At 71.8% G+C, this 21,363-nt stretch carries 13 protein-coding genes and 1 riboswitch; of the genes, 9 read left to right on the forward strand and 4 right to left on the reverse strand.

The genetic code is table 11. The features are described from left to right. Positions 1-60: 60 nt before the first annotated feature. Positions 61-822, reverse strand: coding sequence for a hypothetical protein (locus ABZX75_RS31520; RefSeq protein WP_355416755.1), 762 nt, complete (start codon positions 820-822; stop codon positions 61-63). 180 nt (positions 823-1,002) lie between these two features. Next, the gene (locus ABZX75_RS31525) at positions 1,003-2,682 is read right to left on the reverse strand and encodes a PucR family transcriptional regulator ligand-binding domain-containing protein (RefSeq protein ID WP_355416702.1); all 1,680 of its coding nucleotides are present in this window, start codon (positions 2,680-2,682) and stop codon (positions 1,003-1,005) included. A 254-nt stretch (positions 2,683-2,936) separates the two neighbouring features. On the opposite strand from ABZX75_RS31525, the gene ABZX75_RS31530 reads away from it, so the two are divergent. The 7 genes from ABZX75_RS31530 to ABZX75_RS31560 all read left to right on the forward strand — a co-directional run bounded on the left by ABZX75_RS31530 (position 2,937) and on the right by ABZX75_RS31560 (position 12,753). Further along, positions 2,937-3,833, forward strand: coding sequence for a xanthine dehydrogenase family protein subunit M (locus ABZX75_RS31530; protein WP_031151493.1), 897 nt, complete (start codon positions 2,937-2,939; stop codon positions 3,831-3,833). A 2-nt stretch (positions 3,834-3,835) separates the two neighbouring features. Beyond that, the gene (locus ABZX75_RS31535) at positions 3,836-4,465 is read left to right on the forward strand and encodes a (2Fe-2S)-binding protein (protein ID WP_355416706.1); all 630 of its coding nucleotides are present in this window, start codon (positions 3,836-3,838) and stop codon (positions 4,463-4,465) included. 2 nt (positions 4,466-4,467) lie between these two features. Continuing rightward, the gene (gene pucD / locus ABZX75_RS31540; RefSeq protein ID WP_355416709.1) at positions 4,468-6,873 is read left to right on the forward strand and encodes a xanthine dehydrogenase subunit D; all 2,406 of its coding nucleotides are present in this window, start codon (positions 4,468-4,470) and stop codon (positions 6,871-6,873) included. Between the two features lie 281 nt (positions 6,874-7,154). After that, positions 7,155-8,618 carry an NCS2 family permease gene (locus ABZX75_RS31545; protein ID WP_355416712.1) on the forward strand — a complete coding sequence of 488 codons (1,464 nt, stop codon included), beginning with the start codon at positions 7,155-7,157 and terminating at the stop codon, positions 8,616-8,618. Positions 8,619-8,689: 71 nt separating this feature from the next. Then, complete coding sequence (locus tag ABZX75_RS31550; RefSeq protein ID WP_355416715.1) at positions 8,690-9,922, forward strand: XdhC/CoxI family protein; 1,233 nt, start codon at positions 8,690-8,692, stop codon at positions 9,920-9,922. Between the two features lie 192 nt (positions 9,923-10,114). Further along, positions 10,115-11,347 (forward strand): YncE family protein, encoded by a 1,233-nt coding sequence (locus ABZX75_RS31555; protein WP_355416718.1) that lies wholly within the window; start codon positions 10,115-10,117, stop codon positions 11,345-11,347. Between the two features lie 164 nt (positions 11,348-11,511). Next, a complete protein-coding gene (locus ABZX75_RS31560) occupies positions 11,512-12,753 on the forward strand; it encodes a GNAT family N-acetyltransferase (protein WP_355416721.1) in 1,242 nt (413 codons plus the stop codon). 54 nt (positions 12,754-12,807) lie between these two features. Here ABZX75_RS31560 and ABZX75_RS31565 read toward each other — a convergent pair whose 3' ends face one another. Further along, positions 12,808-15,024 (reverse strand): germacradienol/geosmin synthase, encoded by a 2,217-nt coding sequence (locus ABZX75_RS31565; protein ID WP_355416724.1) that lies wholly within the window; start codon positions 15,022-15,024, stop codon positions 12,808-12,810. A 328-nt stretch (positions 15,025-15,352) separates the two neighbouring features. Here ABZX75_RS31565 and ABZX75_RS31570 point away from each other — a divergent pair, with 328 nt between their 5' ends. After that, entirely contained in the window at positions 15,353-15,892 is a 540-nt protein-coding gene (locus ABZX75_RS31570; protein ID WP_355416727.1) for a hypothetical protein, read from the forward strand. Between the two features lie 39 nt (positions 15,893-15,931). Here ABZX75_RS31570 and cobN read toward each other — a convergent pair whose 3' ends face one another. After that, positions 15,932-19,540: a cobaltochelatase subunit CobN gene (cobN, locus tag ABZX75_RS31575; protein ID WP_355416730.1), complete on the reverse strand. Its 3,609-nt coding sequence runs from the start codon at positions 19,538-19,540 to the stop codon at positions 15,932-15,934. A gap of 32 nt (positions 19,541-19,572) precedes the next feature. Continuing rightward, a riboswitch (cobalamin riboswitch) is annotated at positions 19,573-19,730 on the reverse strand. Between the two features lie 333 nt (positions 19,731-20,063). Here cobN and ABZX75_RS31580 point away from each other — a divergent pair. Beyond that, complete coding sequence (locus ABZX75_RS31580; RefSeq protein WP_355416733.1) at positions 20,064-21,362, forward strand: cobalamin biosynthesis protein CobG; 1,299 nt, start codon at positions 20,064-20,066, stop codon at positions 21,360-21,362. The last annotated feature ends 1 nt before the right edge of the window (position 21,363 follow it).

The following is a 21,363-nucleotide window of genomic DNA, read 5'->3' on the forward strand; positions in this document are numbered from 1 at the left end:
GATCGCTCTGTGTCTGCTGGCGGTGGGGGGGGGGGGGCGCGCACCCCCCCCCGCCCGCGGCTACGCCGCGGGCGACGGGGCCAGTTGGTCCGCCAGCCAGGTGGGGATGCCCCCCAGGAGGTGGAACAGGCGGCGGGCCTCCGCGCGCAGACGGGCCGCCTCCGGTTCCGGCTCGGCTTCGGCCAGGGCCGCCAGCGCGGGGGCCGTGCCGATCAGGAAGCCCAGCTCCTCCCGGATGCGCAGGGATTCCGCGAAGCCCTGGCGGGCCTCGGCCACCTCCCCGTCGCGCAGCGCCAGCGCGGCCAGGTGCCGCCAGGTGAAGGACAGCAGGAGCGTGTCCCCGTGCGCCACCGCCCCCTCATGGGCCCTGCGGTACGCCGGCCGGGCCGACTGCGGGGCGTCCGCCAGGTGCTCCGCCACCAGGCCGCGGCGGAAGTCCAGCAGCGGCCGGGTCCGGGAGCCGGGGGACAGCAGGGCCGCCGCCCGGCCGAGCGCCGAGCGCGCCTCGTCGGCCCGGTCGCGTACGCCGAGCACGGTGGCGGCGTACGCCAGTTGGCCCCGTTCGCACGCGGCCGCGCCCCGGTCGTCGTCGTCCTGCGCGACCGCCTCCGCGATCCGCAGCGCGTCCTCGGCCTCCGCCCAGCCCTGCCCGGTGAACAGGCATCGCTCGACCAGCAGCGCGGTCCGCTGGACGGCGGCTCCGGCGTGGTCCAGGTGCGGCGTCAGCAGAGCCGCGGCGTCGGTCCAACAGCCGCGCGAGCGCAGCCGCCATATCGCCCGCTGGAGGGGGTCGTCTCCCCCGGTAGTTCCGGCACTCGACATGGCGGTATACGCCACATTGCCCTCCCCGAAGCAACCAAGCAGCACATCGTTGAGCCCTGGGGCGAAATGAGAGCACGAATGAGCTTGATCGGCCAAGGGGTCGGGTGAACTCTTTCACAAAGTCCGGAGGCTTCGTCCGCCCACCCCCTGCCGGCCGCGGCCCGCCGGAAGTGGATCTCCTCAGCTCATGCGCAGTGCGAGGAAGAAGTCGAGCTTGTCCTCCAGCCGGGAGAGGTCGCGCGCCGTCAACTGCTCGATTCGCCCGACGCGGTACCGCAGCGTGTTGACGTGCAGATGCAGCCGCGTCGCACACCGGGTCCACGAACCGTCGCAGTCCAGGAAGGCCTCCAGCGTCGGGATGAGCTCCGCGCGGTGGCGCCGGTCGTAGTCGCGCAGCGGGTCCAGCAGCCGGGCCGTGAAGGCGCGGCGGACGTCGTCGGGCACGAAGGGCAGCAGGAGCACGTGCGAGGCCAGCTCGTGGTGGCCCGCCGCGCAGACCCGGCCCGGGCGGGCCGCGGCGACCCGGCGGGCGTGCCGGGCCTCCTCCAGCGCCCCGCGCAGCCCCTCCGCGGAGTGAACGGCCGCGCTGACGCCGAGCGTGAGCCGGCCGTCGTCGGCGAGACCGGCCGCCAGGGGGTCCCGTACGGCGACGAGCAGCTCGTCGGCGTGCAGTGCCGAGTCGGGGCCCTTGTCCTCCCCGGTGTCCCCGGTCAGCACCGGCAGCGGTACGAGGGCGATGGCCTCGTCACCCGCATGGGCGACCGCGATCCGGTCGGACGGTTCCGGCCCGGAGACGGACGGGTCGACGAGGATCTCCTCCAGCAGCGACTGGGCCACCGGGCCCCCGGGGATGTCCCCGCTGTCCCAGTCCACGCGCGCCACGACGACCTGCCAGTGCGGGGCGCCGCCCAGCCCCGGCAGCAGCACCGGAGCGGCCACCCGCAGGCGGGCGGCGATCTCGGCGGGCGGCGCGCCCGTCTGGACCAGCTCCAGCACCTCCTGGGCGAGGCGGCGGCGCACCGTACGGGCCGCGTCGCGCCGGTCCCGCTCGACGGCGATCAGCTGTGTGACGCCCTGGAGCAGGTCCAGGCGCTCGGCCGGCCAGTCGCCGGCATCCGCCTCGACGGCCAGCAGCCAGTCGGACAGCACGCTCTCGCGGACATCGCGCGTCACCTGGCCGGCGGCGCCGCGGCCGTGTCCCCTGATCGGGAAGAGGGAGTACGTAATACCCTGGATGGAGATCCGGTGCGGGCCCCTGCGGCCGGTCCGGACCGCCGCGAGGTGCTCGCTCGCCAGTGCTGCGCAGATGCCCGGCGCCAGCGGCTCGCCCGCCCCGGCGATCTGCCGGCCGGTGGGGGAGAGTACCCAGGCCCGGAGATCGAGGTCCGTGGTGAGCAGATCCAGCACCACATCGGGTCCGCCCCCCGCCGGGCCGGATGTCATCAGTCGGCGGTGGCGGTCCACCACGGCCGCGAGATCGCCGGCGCGCTCTCCCGAGACCTGGCGCACCACGTACTCGGTGATCGTGGCGAATGCAACGTCTTCGTTCACAGCGAACAGGGGCAGCCGGTTGCGCCGACAGGCTGATACCAGATCGTCGGGGACGTCCCCCAGCTCCGCCTCGCCGGCCGCCAGCCCGGCGACGCCCGCGCTCGCGAGGATTCGTACGAACGGCTCGGAGTCGGCTGAATTTCTTCGCCAGGCCAGGCCAGTGAGGACGAGTTCGCCCCCGGAGAGGTATCGGCTGGGATCGCGCAGGTCGGTCGTCATGACCCCGCGGACCGACCGGTCGAGTTCGTCCTCGCCGCCCAGCAGCCGCAGCCCCAGCGCCTCGGTTTCCAGCAGTGCGCGCAGCCGCATGATGTCGCCGCCGATCTGTCTCGAATGTTGCCGTTGGAAATCGGGCAGGTCGTTGCATCCTGCCTTTCATACGAATCTACAAGACGAGGGAGGTCGTCAGCCAACTCCTTCATGGTTTCGGTGACTGCACCCGGGGGACGCGCGGCTTGTGTACTGACTCCACACCGCGTTAACAGCAGATGAACGACCAGTCGAGGGCCTTTGGGCCTCCTGGCTTGAAGTGAACTACTCGATTAAGTAGAAGAGAGCCGCACATGGACTTCCTTCGCCCCGCCAGCTGGGAGGAGGCGCTCGCCGCTAAGGCCGAGTTCCCCACAGCTGTGCCGATTGCGGGTGGCACCGATGTGATGGTCGAGATCAACTTCGACCACCGTCGGCCGGAGTACCTCCTGGACCTGAACCGCATCGGTCTGCTGCGGGAGTGGGAGGTCGGCGAGGACGTTGTCCGTCTGGGCGCCTCCGTCCCCTACACGCAGATCATGGAAAACCTCCGGACGGAGCTTCCGGGTCTCGCGCTCGCCTCGCACACGGTCGCGTCCCCGCAGATCCGCAACCGCGGCGGCGTCGGCGGCAACCTCGGTTGCGCCTCGCCCGCCGGTGACTCCCACCCCGCGCTCCTCGCGGCGGGCGCCGAGGTCGAGGTGGAGTCCGTACGCGGCTCTCGCCTGATCCCGATCGACGAGTTCTACACCGGCGTCAAGCGCAACGCGCTGGCCGCCGACGAGCTCATCAAGACCGTCCACATCAAGAAGGCGGACGGCCCCCAGCAGTACTCCAAGGTCGGCTCCCGCAACGCGATGGTCATCGCCGTCTGCGCGTTCGGCCTGGCGCTTCACCCGGAGACCCGCACAGTCCGTACCGGCATCGGTTCGGCCGCGCCGACCCCGATCCGTGCGAAGGCCGCCGAGGAGTTCCTGAACGCCGCGCTCGAAGAGGGCGGCTTCTGGGAGTCCGGCAAGGTCATCACTCCGTCGATCGCCAAGCAGTTCGGTGACCTCGCCTCCGGCGCGGCCAACCCGATCGACGACGTCCGCGGCACGGCGAAGTACCGCCGTCACGCGGTTGGAATCATGGCTCGCCGCCAGCTCGTCTGGACCTGGGAGCAGTACCGCGGTACCGGCAACGGCCGCTCGCTTGAAGGGGCTGCGTAATCATGCGCGTCAATTTCACGGTCAACGGCCGTCAGCAGGAAGCCGACGATGTGTGGGAGGGCGAGTCCCTTCTCTACGTCCTGCGCGAGCGTCTGGGCCTGCCCGGCTCGAAGAACGCCTGTGAGCAGGGTGAGTGCGGTTCGTGCACCGTCCGCCTCGACGGCGTGCCGGTCTGTTCCTGTCTCGTCGCCGCCGGTCAGGTCGAGGGTCGCGACGTCGTGACCGTCGAGGGCCTGGCGGAGTTCGCCAAGCAGCGCGAGGAGCGCGGCCACGGCGGTGCCTGCGGCACCGGCGGCGGCTGCGGCAGCACGGGCGGCGTCTCCCTGGACGCGGCCAAGCAGTGGCAGGCCCACGGGTCCGAGCCCCGCTCGCGGGCCGGCGACTCGCAGACCGGTGAGGGCGTGGAGCTCTCCACCATCCAGCAGGCGTTCATCGACGCCGGCGCCGTGCAGTGCGGTTTCTGCACCCCGGGTCTGCTGGTCCAGGCGGACGCGCTGCTGGAGGAGAACCCCTCCCCGTCCGACCAGGACATCCGTGAGGCCCTGTCCGGCAACCTCTGCCGCTGCACGGGCTACGAGAAGATCCTCGACGCGGTCCGCCTCGCGGCCGCCCGTCAGGGAGAGGCGGTCTGACCATGGCTCAGAACACGCGCACCGTTCCGGCGGGCACGCCGACCAACGTCACGCAGAAGCACACCAAGGGCGGCATCGGCGAGTCCACGCTCCGCCCGGACGGCACCCTCAAGGTCACCGGTGAGTTCGCGTACTCCTCGGACATGTGGCACGAGGACATGCTCTGGGGCCAGACCCTGCGCAGCACCGTCGCCCACGCCGAGATCGTCTCCATGGACATCTCCGAGGCCCTCGCGATGCCCGGCGTCTACTCGGTGCTGACCTACAGCGACCTGCCGACCGAGATGAAGAACTACGGCCTGGAGATCCAGGACACCCCGGTTCTCGCCAACGGCCGGGTACGCCACCACGGCGAGCCGGTGGCCCTCGTGGCCGCCGACCACCCGGAGACCGCCCGCCGGGCGGCCGCCAAGATCAAGATCGACTACCGTGAGCTGCCGCTCGTCACGGACGAGGCCTCCGCCCTCGCCCCCGACGCGCCGCTGATCCACGAGGGCCGCGACGACCACCACAGCGGTCACGTCCCGCACCCGAACATCGTGCACCGCCAGCCGATCATCCGCGGCAACGTGGAAGAGGCACGCAAGCGCGCCGACGTCATCGTCGAGGGCGAGTACACCTTCGGCATGCAGGACCAGGCCTTCCTCGGCCCGGAGTCCGGCCTGGCCGTGCCGTCGGAGGACGGCGGTGTCGACCTCTACGTCGCCACCCAGTGGCTGCACTCGGACCTCAGGCAGATCGCCCCCGTCCTCGGTCTTCCCGAGGAGAAGGTGCGCATGACGCTCTCCGGCGTCGGCGGTGCCTTCGGCGGCCGCGAGGACATCTCGATGCAGATCCACGCCTGCCTCCTGGCGCTGGCCACGGGCAAGCCGGTCAAGATGGTCTACAACCGGTTCGAGTCCTTCTTCGGCCACGTGCACCGTCACCCGGCGAAGCTCTACTACGAGCACGGCGCCACCAAGGACGGCAAGCTCACGCACATGAAGTGCAAGATCGTCCTCGACGGTGGTGCCTACGCCTCGGCCTCCCCGGCCGTCGTCGGCAACGCTTCGTCGCTCTCCGTCGGTCCGTACGTCCTCGAGGACGTCGACATCGAGGCGATCGCGCTCTACACGAACAACCCGCCCTGCGGCGCGATGCGCGGCTTCGGCGCCGTCCAGGCCTGCTTCGCCTACGAGGCCCAGATGGACAAGCTCGCGGCGAAGCTGGGCATGGACCCGGTCGAGTTCCGCCAGCTCAACGCCATGGAGATGGGCACGATCATGCCCACCGGCCAGGTCGTGGACTCGCCCGCCCCGGTCGCCGAGCTGCTGCGCCGGGTCAAGGCCCGCCCGCTGCCGCCGGAGCGCCAGTGGGAGAGCGCCGGCGAGGGCGCGGACGTCCGCGCACTGCCCGGTGGCCTCTCCAACACCACCCACGGTGAGGGCGTCGTCCGCGGCGTCGGCTACGCGGTCGGCATCAAGAACGTCGGCTTCTCCGAGGGCTTCGACGACTACTCCACCGCCCGCGTCCGGCTGGAGGTCATCAACGGCGAGCCCGTCGCGATGGTCCACACGGCCATGGCGGAGGTCGGCCAGGGCGGCGTCACCGTCCACGCCCAGATCGCCCGTACGGAGCTGGGCGTCACGCAGGTGACCATCCACCCGGCCGACACCCAGGTCGGCTCCGCCGGTTCCACATCCGCCTCGCGGCAGACGTACATGACCGGTGGCGCGGTGAAGAACACCTGTGAGGCCGTCCGCGAGAAGGTCCTGGAGATCGGGCGCCGCAAGAACGGCTCCTACCACCCGGCGTGGGCGACCGCCGAGCTGCTCCTCGAAGGCGGCAAGGTCGTCACCGACGGCGGCGAGGTCCTCGCGGACCTGGCCGACGTGCTGGAGGGCGAGGACGCGATCGACCTGGAGCTGGAGTTCCGTCACCGTCCGACCGTCGCGTTCGACCTGGTCACCGGCCAGGGCGACGGCCACGTCCAGTACACCTTCGCCGCGCACCGCGCGGTCGTCGAGGTGGACACCGAGCTGGGCCTGGTCAAGGTCGTCGAGCTGGCGACCGCCCAGGACGTCGGCAAGGCGCTCAACATGCTCTCCGTGGTGGGCCAGATCCAGGGTGGCACCACCCAGGGCCTCGGCGTGGCGATCATGGAAGAGATCATCGTGGACCCGAAGACCGCGAAGGTGCGCAACCCCTCCTTCACGGACTACCTGATCCCGACCATCCTCGACACCCCGACCATCCCGGTCGACGTCCTGGAGCTCGCCGACCCGAAGGCGCCGTACGGCCTGCGCGGCATGGGCGAGGCACCGACCCTCTCGTCCACCCCGGCCGTCCTCGCGGCGATCCGGCAGGCGACCGGTCTGGATCTCAACAAGACGCCGATCCGTCCGGAAGCCCTCACCGGCACCCTCTAGGACGGCGTCCTCCGGGGGCCGCGAGGCCCCCGGACCCCAGCTCTCCGGGCGGTGTGACACGGGAACGTCACACTTCCAGCCGCACCGCCCGGAGTACGAAGTACCGCACCGCTCGCGGTCCGCTTCACAGGCAGTACCCCGCAGCAACCCCCCACGCTGCACCAGCAGTAACGCGTCGCCTCGGGCCGTCACCCCGGGTCGTGCCGCCAAACGCACCATCCCAAATCCCGCGTCTCCAATCCCCATGCGGGTGCCCCTTTGAACCTTGGGAGTTAGGCACCATGACCCAGTCGTCTGTGGAGCCCAAGACCACCGCGGAAGAGGCCGGCGACGGCACTCTGAACCCCGCCGGGCGTTCTTGGCTCGACCGGTACTTTCACATAACCCACAGAGGATCCAACGTCGGCAACGAAGTTCGTGGCGGTATCACGACCTTCATGGCCATGGCGTACATCCTCCTTCTCAATCCCCTGCTCCTGTCGGGCAAGGACGTCGAAGGCACCACGATGGCCGCCTCGGCGATCATCACCGCCACGGCGTTCGCCGCGGCCGTCACGACGCTCCTCATGGGCTTCGTCGGCAAGGTGCCGCTGGCGCTCGCCGCCGGCCTCTCCGTGTCCGGCGTGCTGGCCTCGCAGGTCGCTCCCCAGATGACCTGGCCGCAGGCCATGGGCATGTGCGTGATGTACGGCGTCGTGATCTGTCTCCTGGTCGTCACCGGCCTCCGAGAGATGATCATGAACGCGATCCCGCTCGCGCTCAAGCACGCGATCACCATGGGCATCGGCCTCTTCGTCGCCCTGATCGGCTTCGTCAAGGCGGGCTTCGTCGGCAACGGCGGAGAGTTCATGCCCCCCGTGCAGCTCGGCGCGACCGGTGAGCTCTCGGGCTGGCCCGTCCTGCTCTTCTGCATCACCCTGCTCGCCATCTTCATGCTGCAGGCCCGCAAGGTCCCCGGTGCCATCCTGATCGGGATCGTCGGCGGAACCATCCTGGCCGCCATCCTCAACGCCATCGTGAACATCGACCCCAAGGCGTGGAAGAACGGCGCGCCGGAGCTCTCGGGCTCCGCGATCTCGCTCCCCGACTTCTCGCTCTTCGGCGACGTCAGCTTCGGCGGCTGGGGCGACGTCGGCTACATGACGGTCGGCATGATCGTCTTCACCCTGGTGCTCGCCGGCTTCTTCGACGCCATGGCCACCATCATCGGCGTCGGCACCGAGGCCAAGCTCGCCGACGACAAGGGCCGCATGCCGGGCCTGTCCAAGGCCCTGTTCATCGACGGCGCCGGTGGCGCCATCGGTGGCGTCGCGGGCGGCTCCGGCCAGACCGTGTTCGTCGAGTCCGCGACCGGCGTCGGTGAGGGTGCCCGCACAGGCCTCGCCTCCGTCGTGACCGGCCTCTTCTTCGCCGCCTGCCTCTTCTTCACCCCGATCACGCAGATCGTCCCGGGTGAGGTCGCCTCCGCGGCCCTGGTGGTCATCGGCGCGATGATGATGCAGAACGCCCGCCACGTGGACTGGTCCGACAGCGCGACCGCGATCCCGGTCTTCCTGACCGTCGTGATCATGCCGTTCACCTACTCGATCACGGCCGGTGTCGCCGCCGGTGTGATCTCCTACGTCGCCATCAAGGTGGCCCAGGGGAAGGCGCGTGAGATCGGTGCCTTCATGTGGGCGCTGACCGGAATCTTCCTGGTCTTCTTCGCGCTCCACCCCATCGAGGGATGGCTCGGCGTCAGCTAGGCCCGGCAGTGATCCGTACCTGACCCTCCACGCATCCGATACTGGAACCGAACCCCTCCGAGGAGGCCGCAATGCTGGACATCGCCGAAGAACTGAACCGGTGGGTCGAGCAGGGACGTGACTTCGCCGTCGCCACCGTCGTGGCGGTCGGCGGGAGCGCGCCCAGGCAGCCCGGGGCCGCACTCGCCGTAGACGGCGAGGGCACGGCCATCGGTTCGGTCTCCGGTGGATGCGTGGAGGGCGCGGTGTACGAGCTGTGCCGACAGGCGCTGGAGGACGGCGAAACCGTCCTGGAGCGCTTCGGCTACAGCGACGACGATGCCTTCGCCATCGGCCTGACCTGCGGCGGAATCATCGACATCCTCGTCACCCCGGTCCCCGTGGGATCTCCCGTCCGGGAGGTGTTCGCGGCCGGGCTGGCCGCCGCCGCGCGCGGCGAGGCAGCCGCTATGGCCCGGATCGCGGAAGGGCCCGCCGCCCTGATGGGCGCGGCCCTCCTGATCCGGCCGGACGGCTCCTATGAGGGCACGCTCGGCGTACGGCCGCAGCCGGACGCCGGTCACAAGGGCGCGCCGGAGGGCGCCGCCGCCGAAAGCGCCCTCGGCGGGCACCCGGAGCTGGACCGCGCCATCGCCGCGGAGGCCCGCGCCATGCTCGACGCCGGCCGGACCGGCCTCCTGGAGATCGGCGCCGACGGCAGGCTCTGCGGAGAGCCGCTCAAGGTGCTGGTCGAGTCGAGCGTCCCGCCGCCCCGGATGATCGTCTTCGGCGCCATCGATTTCGCCTCCGCCCTGGTCCGGATCGGCAAGTTCCTCGGCTATCGGGTGACGGTGTGCGACGCGCGGCCAGTGTTCGCGACGAAGAACCGTTTCCCCGAGGCGGACGAGATCGTCGTCGAGTGGCCGCACCGCTACCTGGAGGCGCAGTCCTCCGCCGGGGACCTCGACGGCCGGACCGTCCTGTGCGTCCTCACCCACGATGCCAAGTTCGACGTCCCGCTCCTCGAACTGGCCCTGAGACTTCCCGTCGCCTACGTCGGCGCCATGGGCTCCCGCCGCACCCACGAGGACCGCAACAAGCGGCTCCGCGAGGTCGGCGTGACCGAGCTCGAACTGACCCGCCTGCGCTCCCCGATCGGCCTGGACCTCGGTGCCCGCTCCCCGGAGGAGACCGCGCTGTCCATCGCCGCCGAGATCGTGGCCAACCGGCGCGGCGGCACCGGCGCGGCCCTCACCGGCGCGCACATCCCGATCCACCCCGACGTCTCGAAGACGACGGTCAGCCGGATCGGATCCGTCGCTTGAAGCGATGACGGCCGGACGTGAGAGCCGGACGTGAGAGCCGGACGCGGAATCGGACGTGAGAGCCGGGCGCGGAACCGGACATCAGAAGGGCGCGACCCCGTGGGGGTTGCGCCCTTTCACCGTTCCGTCTATTTTACCCGCCGGTAACAGGAGGCACTCTCTCCATCCCTTCCCCCCACCGGAGTTGAGCGGATGTCACGTACCCTCCGAACCCTGAGCGCGCTGGCCGCGGCCACCCTGCTGACCGCCTTCGCGCCGGCGGCCGGCCCCGACGAAGGCCTGCGCGAGGTGCTGTTCGTCGGAAACAACTGGGAGGGGACCGCCGACGTCCTCGCCTCGACCGGGGACCTCGCCAAGGTCGGCCGGATCAATGTGATCCCCGACAAGGAGGAGCGGCTCCGGGAGATCCACCTCAACCCGGTGAAGCTGGCCTACTTCCTGGGCATCCGCACCACCGCGGGCGAGGGTCACGACCAGTTCGTGGACGACATGTACGCCACCCCGGACGGCTCCGCCATCGTCGTCTCCCGGCCCAGCTTCGCCGACGTCGTATCGATCGACGTCACCTCCGGCCGGATCAACTGGCGCTTCCCGGTCGCCGGCTACCGCTCCGACCACATGGCGGTCTCCCCGGACGGCACCCGGGTCGCCGTCTCCGCCTCCACCGCCAACACCGTGCACGTCCTGGACATCACCACCGGCGCCCAGGCCGGTTCCTTCACCACCGGCGACAAGCCGCACGAGAACACCTTCACCCGTGACGGCCGCTTCCTGTGGAACAGCTCCATCGGAGAGGTGAACACCGCCCTCGACGCGCCCTGGCTGGACTGGACGAAGGGCGACCGGAAGATCACCGTGGTCGACACGCGGACCTTCCGCACGGTCCGGGTGATCGACATGCGCGAACGGCTCGACGCCTTCGGCCGCCCCGACCTCTCCGACTCCCTGCGGCCGCTGTCCTTCAGCCCCGACGAGTCGAAGCTCTACTTCCAGGTGTCCTTCTTCAACGGCTTTCTGGAATACGACGTGGCCACCGACCGCATCACCCGCGTCAAGACCCTCCCCGAGAACCCGGCCACCAGCACCGACCGCACGACCTGGGTCAACGACTCCCGCCACCACGGCATGTCCATGAGCCCCGACGGGACCAAGCTGTGCATCGCGGGCACCATGGACGACTACGCGACCGTGGTGGACCGGGCCACGCTCACCGAGGGACCGCTGGTGCCCGCTGCCAAGCCGTACTGGGCGACCGTCGACGGCGACGGCACGGCCTGCGTGATCTCCGAGAGCGGCTCCGACCGGGTCACGGCCATCGACTTCGCCACCGGAACCAGGCGGGTGTCCGTGCCCGTGGGCGACCACCCGCAGCGCGTCCGCCTCGGCCACGTCCCGGCCGGCTGGACCGGCCCGGCCGCGCGCTGACCCGTACGCCCCGCCGAAGGGCGCACCCCGCGCACCGCGGCGTGCGCCCCTGGGGGTGTTCCGGCCCCGTCGCCCGGCCTCGCGGGCGGCGAGCCGGGCGGACCAGCACGTCAGCGCGTCCTTATGGGATGACTGGTCCCCGATGACCGATTAGTCTCGTGATCATGGTGGACATCCGTGAGGTACCCGAAGCCGACATCGACCGCGCTCTGGAGCTCGCCTACCTGGTCTTCCACGACCGGCCCGAGAAGGAGGGCCGCGAGAAGCACCACGCGCTCCTGCTGCGCTGCGCCCGGATCGGCGCCTACGACGGGGACACCCCGGTCGGGTTCATGGCCGCCCACGACTTCAGGCTCTCGGTACCCGGAGCGGACCTGCCCTGCCCCGGGGTCACCTTTGTCTCCGTCGCCCCCACCCACCGCCGCCGGGGCGTGCTCACCGCCCTGATGGACGAGCAGCTGCGGCGCGCCGTGCGGGCGGGCTGCCCGCTCGTCGCCCTGTGGGCCTCCGAAGCCGCCATCTACGGGCGCTTCGGCTACGGCGCCGCCACCACGGGCGTCACGATCGAGATCGACTCCACCCGGCCGCTGGCCCTGCGCATCGAACCGGACCCGCGCCCGCTGCGGCTCGTCGACCCGGACGAGGCGCCCGCCGTGATCGGGCCCTTCCACGAGGCCGCCCGCGCCCTGCGGGCCGGCCGCCCGACCCGCGGCCCGGAGCGCTGGCGCGACGAATGGCTGTCCGAAGAGGACGAGGACGACGAGGAGTTGAGCCCGCCCCGGATCATCGTCTCGGGGAATCCGGGCGAGCCGATCGCCGGGTACGTCCTCTACCGCACGAAGCCGGAGGCCGCCGGAGGCGGGGCGGGGGCCGTGCGCACACCGGGCCTGGTGCGCGTGGACGAGCTGGAGGCCGACACCCCGGCGGTCGCCGCCGCCCTGTGGGCCTGCCTGGCCGCCCTGGACCTCACCGGCAAGGTCTCCGCCCGGGGCCGCCCGGCCGACGACCCGCTGCTGCACTTCGCCGCCGACCGGGACCAGGTACGCGTCACCGCCCAGTTTCCGGCGCTCTGGCTGCGCCTGGTCGACGTACGGGCCGCACTCACCGCGCGGTCCTGGGCGGCGCCGGTGGAAGTGGTGCTGGAGGCGGCCGACGTACGGCTGCCCGCGAACGCCGGGCGGTTCAGGCTGAAGGCGGGGCCGGGCGGGGCGACGTACGAGCGGACGGAGGCCGCGCCCGACCTGGTCCTGGACGTCCGCGAGCTGGCCGCCTGCTACCTCGGCGGCACCCGGGTCACCGAGCTGGTCGCCGCCGGGCTGGTGGCCGAACGCGCGCCCGGCGCGGCGGCGGCCTTGGACGCGGCCCTGCGGACGCCGCTGCTGCCGCACACGGCGGACGAGTTCTGAGCCCCGCAGGTGCGGTGGCGGGGGCGGGCGAGCGGACCGTCCCCGCCACCGGGATCAGGCGGGCAGCGAGATCCGGGCGGCCGACATGCCGAAACCGGGGGTCCAAGCGCCGTCGCTCAACCCGCCGGGTACCGGATGCAAATCTTCCGGCCGATAACGCCGAATCTTCTCATGCCAGTTGAGGATGCCGGCATGCCAGTCCTTCAGTTCGCCCACATACGCGTCCAGGGCGGTCCGGGCCTCCTCGCCGAGCTTCCAGTCGTCGTAGAGCAGCGGCATCTGGGTGGCCACGATGTGCTCGAACTCCTCGGTGCGCTGGGTCATCAGCGCGTGGCAGATGTGCAGAGCCTCCGGGTAGCCGATGTCGAAGAAGTTCCGGGTGACGAGGATGTAGTTGTGGACCTCGCCCTCGACCTCGATCTCCTTCTGGTAGGAGACGATGTCGTTGATCAGGGAGGCGGCGTCCGCGACGGCGTTCTCCAACGACCTGATGGTGCCCGACGCGTAGATCTCCTCGGGGATGCCCCGGCCCTGGTGCCCGAGCCGGCACAGGTACATGGTGAGGTAGGAACCGAAGGTGCGGCGGCGCATCTCCGCGTAGTCCACCGGGTCCGGGATGCGGTTCTGGATCTGATTGTCGACCTCCCACAGCCAGCTCTCCACCATGTCCACCAGCGTCGCCCGGAATTCGGCGCGCTGGTCCGCGGACATGCCGGCGCTGGTGCGCACCCACAGATCGCCGAGTCCGCGCTCCATCGCCGTCAGCGGCTCGGCCTGCTCGGCGTGGTCGACGGGGATCATGGACACCAGGCGCGCGGTTGCGGCCTTGGCGGCCGACAGGCTCTTGGTGTGCGCGAAGGCCACCGGATAGTAGTCGTCCCCGTACGTTCCCCAGGTCAGCCAGGACGCGCTGAGGGCCAGCTGCTCCGGTGTGGCATCGGGGTCGATTCCGGCCGAGCACACCGCGAAGTCGAAGCCGCGCAGCTTGCCTTCGGTCCAGATCGCCGAGGCGGGATCTCCGGGCTGGGGGTCCAGCATGCCCATCCGCTTGGCCCAGGCCACCGATTCCTCGCGTGCGTGGGCCAGGTGCGGGCTGAGGGTGAGGGGGTGCGGCATGTAGATGTCGGGGATGACGGAGGGCCCGGTCTTCTCGAACGGCACGTGGGTGAAGGACCGGCGGCGCATCTCCATCGAGCGGGGGGTGAGCAGGGAGCGGATGTCGAGCGCGGTGGTGCCGAGGCCCGAGGGGAGGAAGGGCAGGGAGATCGGCGCCGTGGCGCGGGCCTCCTTGTTCATGTAGCGGCTGGAGACCATGTGCCACTCGTGGCCGCCGGACTGCCAGTCCTGCAGGCCCTTGGCGTAGGCGAGGATGGCCGCGATCTCCGCCGGGTTCATGGCGTGGTCGGCGAAGAGCTGGGGCAGTTCGGCGAGCGCGGTCTGCTCGAACTGCTGGAGGCGCGAGGTGAGCAGGTCGTTGGAGGCCTCGGCGGCCTCCTGCGTGGTGCAGCCGAGGAAGGTCTCCAGGACCAGGATGGCGTTGGACAGCTCGCCCTCGTCGGCGACCTCGCGTTCGTAGGAGAAGATGTCGTTCCTGATGTGCACGGCGTCGGAGAAGGCGTCGCGCAGCACGCCGAGGGGCCGGGAGTGCGCGACGCGGGCCGGAACCTCGGCGGAGACGTACTCGATCAGGCCGGCCGACCAGGGGGCGCCGCCCACCTTGCGGCGCATCTCGATGTATTCGAGGGGATTCGCCACGCGCCCGATGTTGATGTTGGCCAGTTCCCACATCGACTCGTTGAGCAGGTTCTTCGTGGACTCGGAGAACCGTTCCCGCCAGTGCGACGACATCGCCGGGACGGTCCGCGCCCACAGGTCCGCGAGTCCCGCCTCCACCGGATTGGTGGCCTCGGGGAAGCCGTCGGCCAGGTCCATCGGCATGAAGGCGGCGAGTTTGTCGAGATACTCCTTGGCACCGTCACGGTCCTGCGTGCGCTTGTACATCTCCAGGAAGTGGTCGTCGAAGAAGAACACCCACACGTACCAGTCGGTGACCAGGGACAGCGCCTCGCTGTCGCAGTCGGGGTGGGTGTACGAGCACAGCAGCGCGTAGTCGTGCGAGTCGAGGTCGCTCTCCTCCCAGACGCCGGAACCTTCCAGCATGCCGAGGGCGCGCGCCCATCGCTTGGTGTGGACCCTCGCCTCCTCCAGGTGGGGGTTCAGTCGCGCCGGATAAGGCACATAGAAATCCGGCAGTTGAAACGGCTGCGTCACGGCGGGGTCGGCCTTTCGTCTGTCTGTGTCCCGGTCTGTCCGTATCCCGGTCTGTCTCGCCCGAGGTGCGGGGGCCGGAGCCCCGGCCCCCGCACGAGATCAGCAGTGCCCTACCCGTGATGCCCGGCATATAAGGGGGAGTTCACCGCTTCAGGTGACGGACGTGTCGTTCCGCGCCGCGCCGGCCCGCCACGGGATAGAAGCGGTCTGCCCGGCGTGTCCGTGACGCGCGGCGTGTCCGTGACGCGGCGTTCGAACCACTCGGAGGTGGGGATGGCCTCCTTCGAGGTATTGCGTCGGGAACCGGCCGATGGCGCATACTCGCGCCATGAACATGTCTGTCGCTGCCTTGGCCCGTGGGGCGGCCCTGCTGTCGGCCCTGGCGTGCGCGGCGGCGGGGCTCGGCGCGTGCGCGCTGTCCACGCGGGGCGCGAGCTGTCAGGGCGCGGCCGGGGAACTGCGGAGCCTGGAAGAGGTCGCGGTGCTGGAGGCCCGTCCGCAAGGGGCGGTCGCGCGGCCGGTCGTTCCCGGCCCGGAGGGCGACTCGGGCTGCCTGGGAGACAGCGATCCCTGGCTGTACGCGGGACGGACCTACGAGACCTCGCAGAGCCCGGAGACGGTGGTCCGGTTCTACCGCGAGGCAGCCGCGGCGGACGGCTGGAAAGAGGAGGCGGCCCCCCACGGAGCCGCGGCCGAAGCGGCCGGACTGTGCTTCCGCCGGGACGGGGGGAGGCCCCGCGTCCTCGAAGTCCGCTTCACCGCCCCCGCGGAGACGAGCGGCCCCTACCGGAACCTGCCGGGCCGTGGCGTCTACCGCGTCGAGGCCGGCTCACGCGCGGACGGCGCCGCCGCCTTCTGTACGGGGTAGGGCACGGGCTCGCCCTCCGGCGGGCCCGCGCCCAACCCGTTATTCCGCTTCGCCCTCCAGGCGGCCCTCCGTGTCCAGGTACACCTGGCGCAGGGATTCGAGGATCTGCGGGTCCGGCTTCTCCCACATGCCGCGGGACTCGGCCTCCAGGAGGCGCTCCGCGATCCCGTGCAGCGCCCAGGGGTTGGCCTCCTCCAGGAAGGCGCGGTTCTCCGGGTCCAGGACGTAGGTCTCCGTGAGCTTGTCGTACATCCAGTCCGCCACCACGCCCGTCGTGGCGTCGTAACCGAAGAGGTAGTCCACGGTCGCCGCCAGCTCGAAGGCGCCCTTGTAGCCGTGGCGGCGCATCGCCTCGATCCACTTCGGGTTCACCACGCGCGCCCGGAAGACGCGGCTGGTCTCCTCCACGAGGGTGCGGGTCTTGACGGTCTCCGGGCGGGTGGAGTCGCCGATGTACGCCTCCGGGGCCGTCCCGCGCAGGGCGCGGACCGTGGCGACCATGCCGCCGTGGTACTGGAAGTAGTCGTCCGAGTCGGCGATGTCGTGCTCGCGGGTGTCCGTGTTCTTGGCGGCGACGGTGATCCGCTTGTAGGCGCTCTCCATCTCCGCCCGGGCGGGGCGGCCTTCGAGGCCGCGGCCGTACGCGTACCCGCCCCACACCGTGTAGACCTCCGCGAGGTCGGCGTCCGTACGCCAGTCGCGGGAGTCGATCAGCTGGAGGATGCCCGCGCCGTACGTGCCGGGGCGCGAGCCGAAGATACGGGTCGTCGCGCGGCGCTCGTCACCGTGCTCGGCCAGATCCGCCTGGGCGTGGGCGCGGACGAAGTTCTCCTCCGCCGGCTCGTCCAGGCCCGCCACGAGCCGGACCGCGTCGTCCAGCAGGCCGATCACGTGCGGGAACGCGTCCCGGAAGAAGCCCGAGATGCGCAGGGTCACATCGATGCGGGGCCGGCCCAGCTCGGCGAGCGGGATCGCTTCGAGACCGGTCACGCGGCGCGAGGCCTCGTCCCAGACCGGGCGGACGCCCAGCAGTGACAGGGCTTCCGCCACGTCGTCGCCCGAGGTGCGCATCGCGCTCGTGCCCCACAGGGACAGGCCGACCGACGCGGGCCATTCGCCGTTGTCCGTGCGGTAGCGGTTCAGAAGGGACTCGGCGAGGGCCTGGCCCGTCTCCCACGCGAGGCGGGAGGGGACGGCCTTCGGGTCCACGGAGTAGAAGTTGCGGCCCGTCGGCAGCACGTTGACCAGACCGCGCAGCGGCGAACCGGACGGGCCCGCCGGCACGAAGGAGCCGTCCAGGGCGCTGACCACGTGGGCGATCTCGTCCACCGTGCCCGCCAGGCGCGGCACCACCTCGCGCGCCGCGAAGTCCAGTACGGCCACCACGTCCGCCGAGTACCCGGAGGCGACGGCGGCGACCGCCGCCGGGTCCCAGGCCGCGTCCTCCATCGCCTGCACCAGCGTGCGGGCCTCTTCCTCCACGGCGTCGGCCGAGGTGCGCGTCGCGGCCGACTCGTCCAGGCCCAGCGCCTCGCGCAGGCCCGGAAGGGCCGTCGTACCGCCCCAGATCTGGCGGGCCCGCAGGATGGCGAGGACCAGATTGACGCGGGCCGGACCGGTCGGCGCGCCGCCCAGGACGTGCAGACCGTCGCGGATCTGGGCGTCCTTGATCTCGCACAGCCAGCCGTCGACATGGAGCAGGAAGTCGTCGAAGCCGTCGTCGTCCGGGCGCTCTTCGAGACCCAGGTCGTGATCGAGCTTCGCCGCCTGGATCAGGGTCCAGATCTGCGCCCGGATCGCCGGCAGCTTGGCCGGGTCCATCGCCGAGATCTGGGCGTACTCGTCGAGGTGCTGCTCCAGGCGCGCGATGTCCCCGTACGACTCCGCGCGCGCCATCGGCGGCACCAGGTGGTCGACCAGGGTGGCGTGCACGCGGCGCTTGGCCTGGGTGCCCTCGCCCGGGTCGTTGACGAGGAAGGGATAGATGAGCGGGAGGTCGCCGAGGGCGGCGTCCGGGGCGCAGGCCGCGGACAGGCCGGCGTTCTTGCCCGGCAGCCACTCCAGATTGCCGTGCTTGCCCAGGTGGATCATCGCGTCGGCGCCGAAACCGCCGTCCTGCGCGCGCGCCTGGATCCAGCGGTACGCGGCCAGGTAGTGGTGCGAGGGCGGCAGATCGGGATCGTGGTAGATCGCGATCGGGTTCTCGCCGAAGCCGCGCGGCGGCTGGATGAGGATCAGGAGATTGCCGCGGCGCAGGGCCGCGAGGACGATGTCGCCCTCGGGGTTGCGGGAGCGGTCCAGGAACATCTCGCCCGGGGCCGGGCCCCAGTGCTCCTCGACCCGCTCGCGCAGCTCGGCGGGGAGCTCGGCGTACCAGCGCTTGTAGTCGGCGGCCGGGATGCGGACCGGGTTGCGGGCCAGCTGCTCCTCGGTCAGCCAGTCCTGGTCGTGGCCGCCGGCATCGATCAGGGCGCGGATCAGCTCGTCGCCGTCGCCGGAGACGAGGCCCGGGACGTCCTCGACGGGACCGAAGTCGTAGCCGCCGGCGATCAGGGTGCGCAGCAGTTCGACGGCGCTGGCCGGAGTGTCGAGCCCGACCGCGTTGCCGATGCGGGAGTGCTTGGTGGGGTACGCGGAGAGGACCAGCGCGATGCGCTTGTCGCGGCGGTCGATGTGCCGCAGACGGGCGTGGCGTACGGCGATCCCCGCGACCCGGGCGGCCCGCTCGGGGTCCGCCACGTACGCCGGCAGGCCGTCCTCGTCGAGCTCCTTGAAGGAGAACGGGACGGTGATCAGACGGCCGTCGAACTCGGGCACGGCGACCTGGGTGGCGGCGTCGAGCGGGGACAGCCCCTCGTCGCTCTCCTCCCACGCCGAGCGCGAACCGGTCAGGCACAGCGCCTGCAGGATCGGCACCCCGAGCGCGGCGAGCGCGCCCGCGTCCCACGACTCGTCGTCCCCGCCCGCCGAAGCGGTGGCGGGACGGGTGCCGCCCGCCGCGAGGACGGTGGTGACGATGGCGTCGACGCCGGCCAGCTCCGTGAGCAACTCCGGCTCGGGAGTGCGCAGGGAGGACACGTACAGCGGGACCGCCTGCGCGTCCTGGTCCTCGATGGCCGCGCAGAGGGTGTGGACGAAGGCGGTGTTGCCGCTCATCTCGTGGGCGCGGTAGTAGAGCACGGCGATGCGGGGGCCGTCCGTCCGCCGCGCGGTGCGCTCCAGCGGGCCCCAGGTGGGGGCGGCGGCGGGCGGCTCGAAGCCGTGGCCGGTCAGCAGGACGGTGTCGGAGAGGAACCGCGCCAGCTGCTCCAGGTTGGCGGGGCCGCCGTGCGCGAGGTAGCCGTGGGCCTCGGCCGCGATGCCGATCGGGACCGTGGAGGCCTCCATCAGCTGGGCGTCGGGCGCCTGTTCGCCGGTGAGGACCACGACCGGGCGGGTCTGGTCGGGCGCCAGGAGCACGTCGAGGCCGTCCTGCCAGGCGCGCAGGCCGCCGAGGAGGCGTACGACGACCAGGTCGACGCCGGCGAGGAGGCCGGGAAGGTCGTCGAGGGGAAGGCGGGAGGGGTTCGCGAACCGGTACGGGACGGGGCCGTCCGCGGCGCGGGCGCTGAGCAGATCGGTGTCGGACGTCGACAGCAGCAGGATCATGCGGCGGCAGGCCTTCCTCGGGGTTTCCGCGCCCCGGGCAGTGAGGACAGCGGGAGTTCCTGACTCACCCCGCCGATCGCTCCGCGGGGTTCACAGTGGCGGGACCGCGCCGGAATCTCACCGGGCTTCCTCCCATGTCGCCGTCCTCGGCGACGGCGGGCCGTGTGGTCCGCCGGAAGGTCATCTTAGGCGGCCGCGCCCCTGGGCGGGAGGCCGGGTCGCCGCGCTCGGCCCGGCCGGGTCCTGTGGGGATGCCGCTGCTCGGGACGCCGCTGCCGCCGGGGGTGCGCCGGGCTTGGCGGGTCGCCGGGTGCGGGGCCGTGGCGGGGGCGTTGCGGGCCCGTCGCGGGGCGGGCGCGGGGGCTCCGCGGGGCGGGCGCGGGGGCTCCGCACCCGGGCCCGCGCACCTCGAACGCCGGCGAGGCCGATTCGCCCCGGGGGAGCCGAACCGGCCCGGTGAGGCGGAACGGGGTGGTGACGGACACAGGTCGCGGGCGTCGTAATCGTGGGTATGCTCGCCGGCATGCCCCAGTCCCCCTCCGCCGCACCGCGGGACGAACCCGTCATACGGGACCGCGGCGACGCCTGCCCCGGCGCGCTGCGGCTGCACGCGGCGGACGACGGGTTCCTCGCGCGGATCCGGATACCGGGCGGGCTGCTGGACGCCGAGGGCGCCGCGGCCCTGGCCGACGCCGCGGACCGGCTCGGGGACGGCCACATCGAATTCACCTCCCGCGGCAATGTGCAACTACGCGGACTCGCGGACGGATGCGACGCCGCACTGGCGGAGCGTCTGGACGCCGCCGGGCTGCTTCCCGCACCCACCCACGAGCGCGTGCGCAACATCGTGGCCAGCCCGCTCAGCGGGCTCGACGGCCTCGGCCGCGCCGAGGTGCTGCCCTGGGTCCGCGCACTGGACCGGACGCTGTGCGCGAGCGCGCGGGCGGCCGAGCTCTCCGGGCGCTTCCTGTTCGCCCTTGACGACGGGCGCGGGGACGTCGCCGCGCTCGCCCCTGACGTAACGCTGCTCGCGCTGTCCCCGCAACGCGCGCTGGTACGGCTGGGAGCGGCGGCCGACGCCTGCGAAGTGGCCGCCCAGGACGCCCCCCGGGCCGCGCTGCTCGCCGCCGAATACTTCCTCGACGCCGCCGCGACGGCCGGTACCCGCGCCTGGCGAGTGGCCGAACTTCTCCCCGAACACGCCTTGACCGCACGTGAGTTCGCCGTACGGCTGACCGCCGCCGGGATCGACGGCCGGTACGCGGGCGAGGTGGACCGGCCGTACGCCGCCCCGCCCCGGCCCGGACCCGTCGGCGCCCGCGCGCTGTGCGTCCTGGCGCCGCTCGGCCGGATGACCTCGCGGCAGTGGCGCCTGCTGCTGTCGGTGGCCGGTGCGGGCGGGCTGCGGATCACACCGTGGCGCACCGTCGTCCTGCCGCACCCGCGGTCGGCGGAACCGCTCGCCGGAGCCGGGCTGGTCCTGGACCGGGACAGCCCCTGGGAGTCCGTCACCGCCTGCACCGGCAGGCCCGGTTGCGCCAAGGCCCTCGCCGACGTACGCGCCGACGCGCGGGCCCTCGTCCACGACGCGGCCGGGGCGCTGCCCCTGCACTGGTCCGGCTGCGCGCGCAGGTGCGGGCACCCGCGGGGGACCGCCTGGGTCGACGCGGTCGCGACCGGCGACGGCTACGCGCTCTCCGTCCACGGTCGGCCCGTGCCGCACCACCCCGGTCTGGCGCTGGCGCACCACCCCGATCTGGCGGCAGCCCTGGCGGCCGCGCGCAGCACCACCCCAGATGCCGAGAATCCCCAGACGCAGTGAA

Source organism: Streptomyces sp. NPDC003038, from assembly GCF_040611115.1.
Classification (GTDB): Bacteria; Actinomycetota; Actinomycetes; order Streptomycetales; family Streptomycetaceae; genus Streptomyces.

What these genes read in the sequence shown, in the direction of transcription:
- ABZX75_RS31555 (WP_355416718.1), top strand. Translation starts at nt 10,115, where the DNA reads ATGTCACGTACCCTCCGAACCCTGAGCGCGCTGGCCGCGGCCACCCTG.
- ABZX75_RS31525 (WP_355416702.1), bottom strand. Translation starts at nt 2,682, where the DNA reads ATGCGGCTGCGCGCACTGCTGGAAACCGAGGCGCTGGGGCTGCGGCTG.
- ABZX75_RS31520 (WP_355416755.1), bottom strand. Translation starts at nt 822, where the DNA reads ATGTCGAGTGCCGGAACTACCGGGGGAGACGACCCCCTCCAGCGGGCG.
- ABZX75_RS31560 (WP_355416721.1), top strand. Translation starts at nt 11,512, where the DNA reads ATGGTGGACATCCGTGAGGTACCCGAAGCCGACATCGACCGCGCTCTG.
- pucD (WP_355416709.1), top strand. Translation starts at nt 4,468, where the DNA reads ATGGCTCAGAACACGCGCACCGTTCCGGCGGGCACGCCGACCAACGTC.
- cobN (WP_355416730.1), bottom strand. Translation starts at nt 19,540, where the DNA reads ATGATCCTGCTGCTGTCGACGTCCGACACCGATCTGCTCAGCGCCCGC.
- ABZX75_RS31545 (WP_355416712.1), top strand. Translation starts at nt 7,155, where the DNA reads ATGACCCAGTCGTCTGTGGAGCCCAAGACCACCGCGGAAGAGGCCGGC.
- ABZX75_RS31530 (WP_031151493.1), top strand. Translation starts at nt 2,937, where the DNA reads ATGGACTTCCTTCGCCCCGCCAGCTGGGAGGAGGCGCTCGCCGCTAAG.
- ABZX75_RS31570 (WP_355416727.1), top strand. Translation starts at nt 15,353, where the DNA reads ATGAACATGTCTGTCGCTGCCTTGGCCCGTGGGGCGGCCCTGCTGTCG.
- ABZX75_RS31535 (WP_355416706.1), top strand. Translation starts at nt 3,836, where the DNA reads ATGCGCGTCAATTTCACGGTCAACGGCCGTCAGCAGGAAGCCGACGAT.
- ABZX75_RS31580 (WP_355416733.1), top strand. Translation starts at nt 20,064, where the DNA reads ATGCCCCAGTCCCCCTCCGCCGCACCGCGGGACGAACCCGTCATACGG.
- ABZX75_RS31550 (WP_355416715.1), top strand. Translation starts at nt 8,690, where the DNA reads ATGCTGGACATCGCCGAAGAACTGAACCGGTGGGTCGAGCAGGGACGT.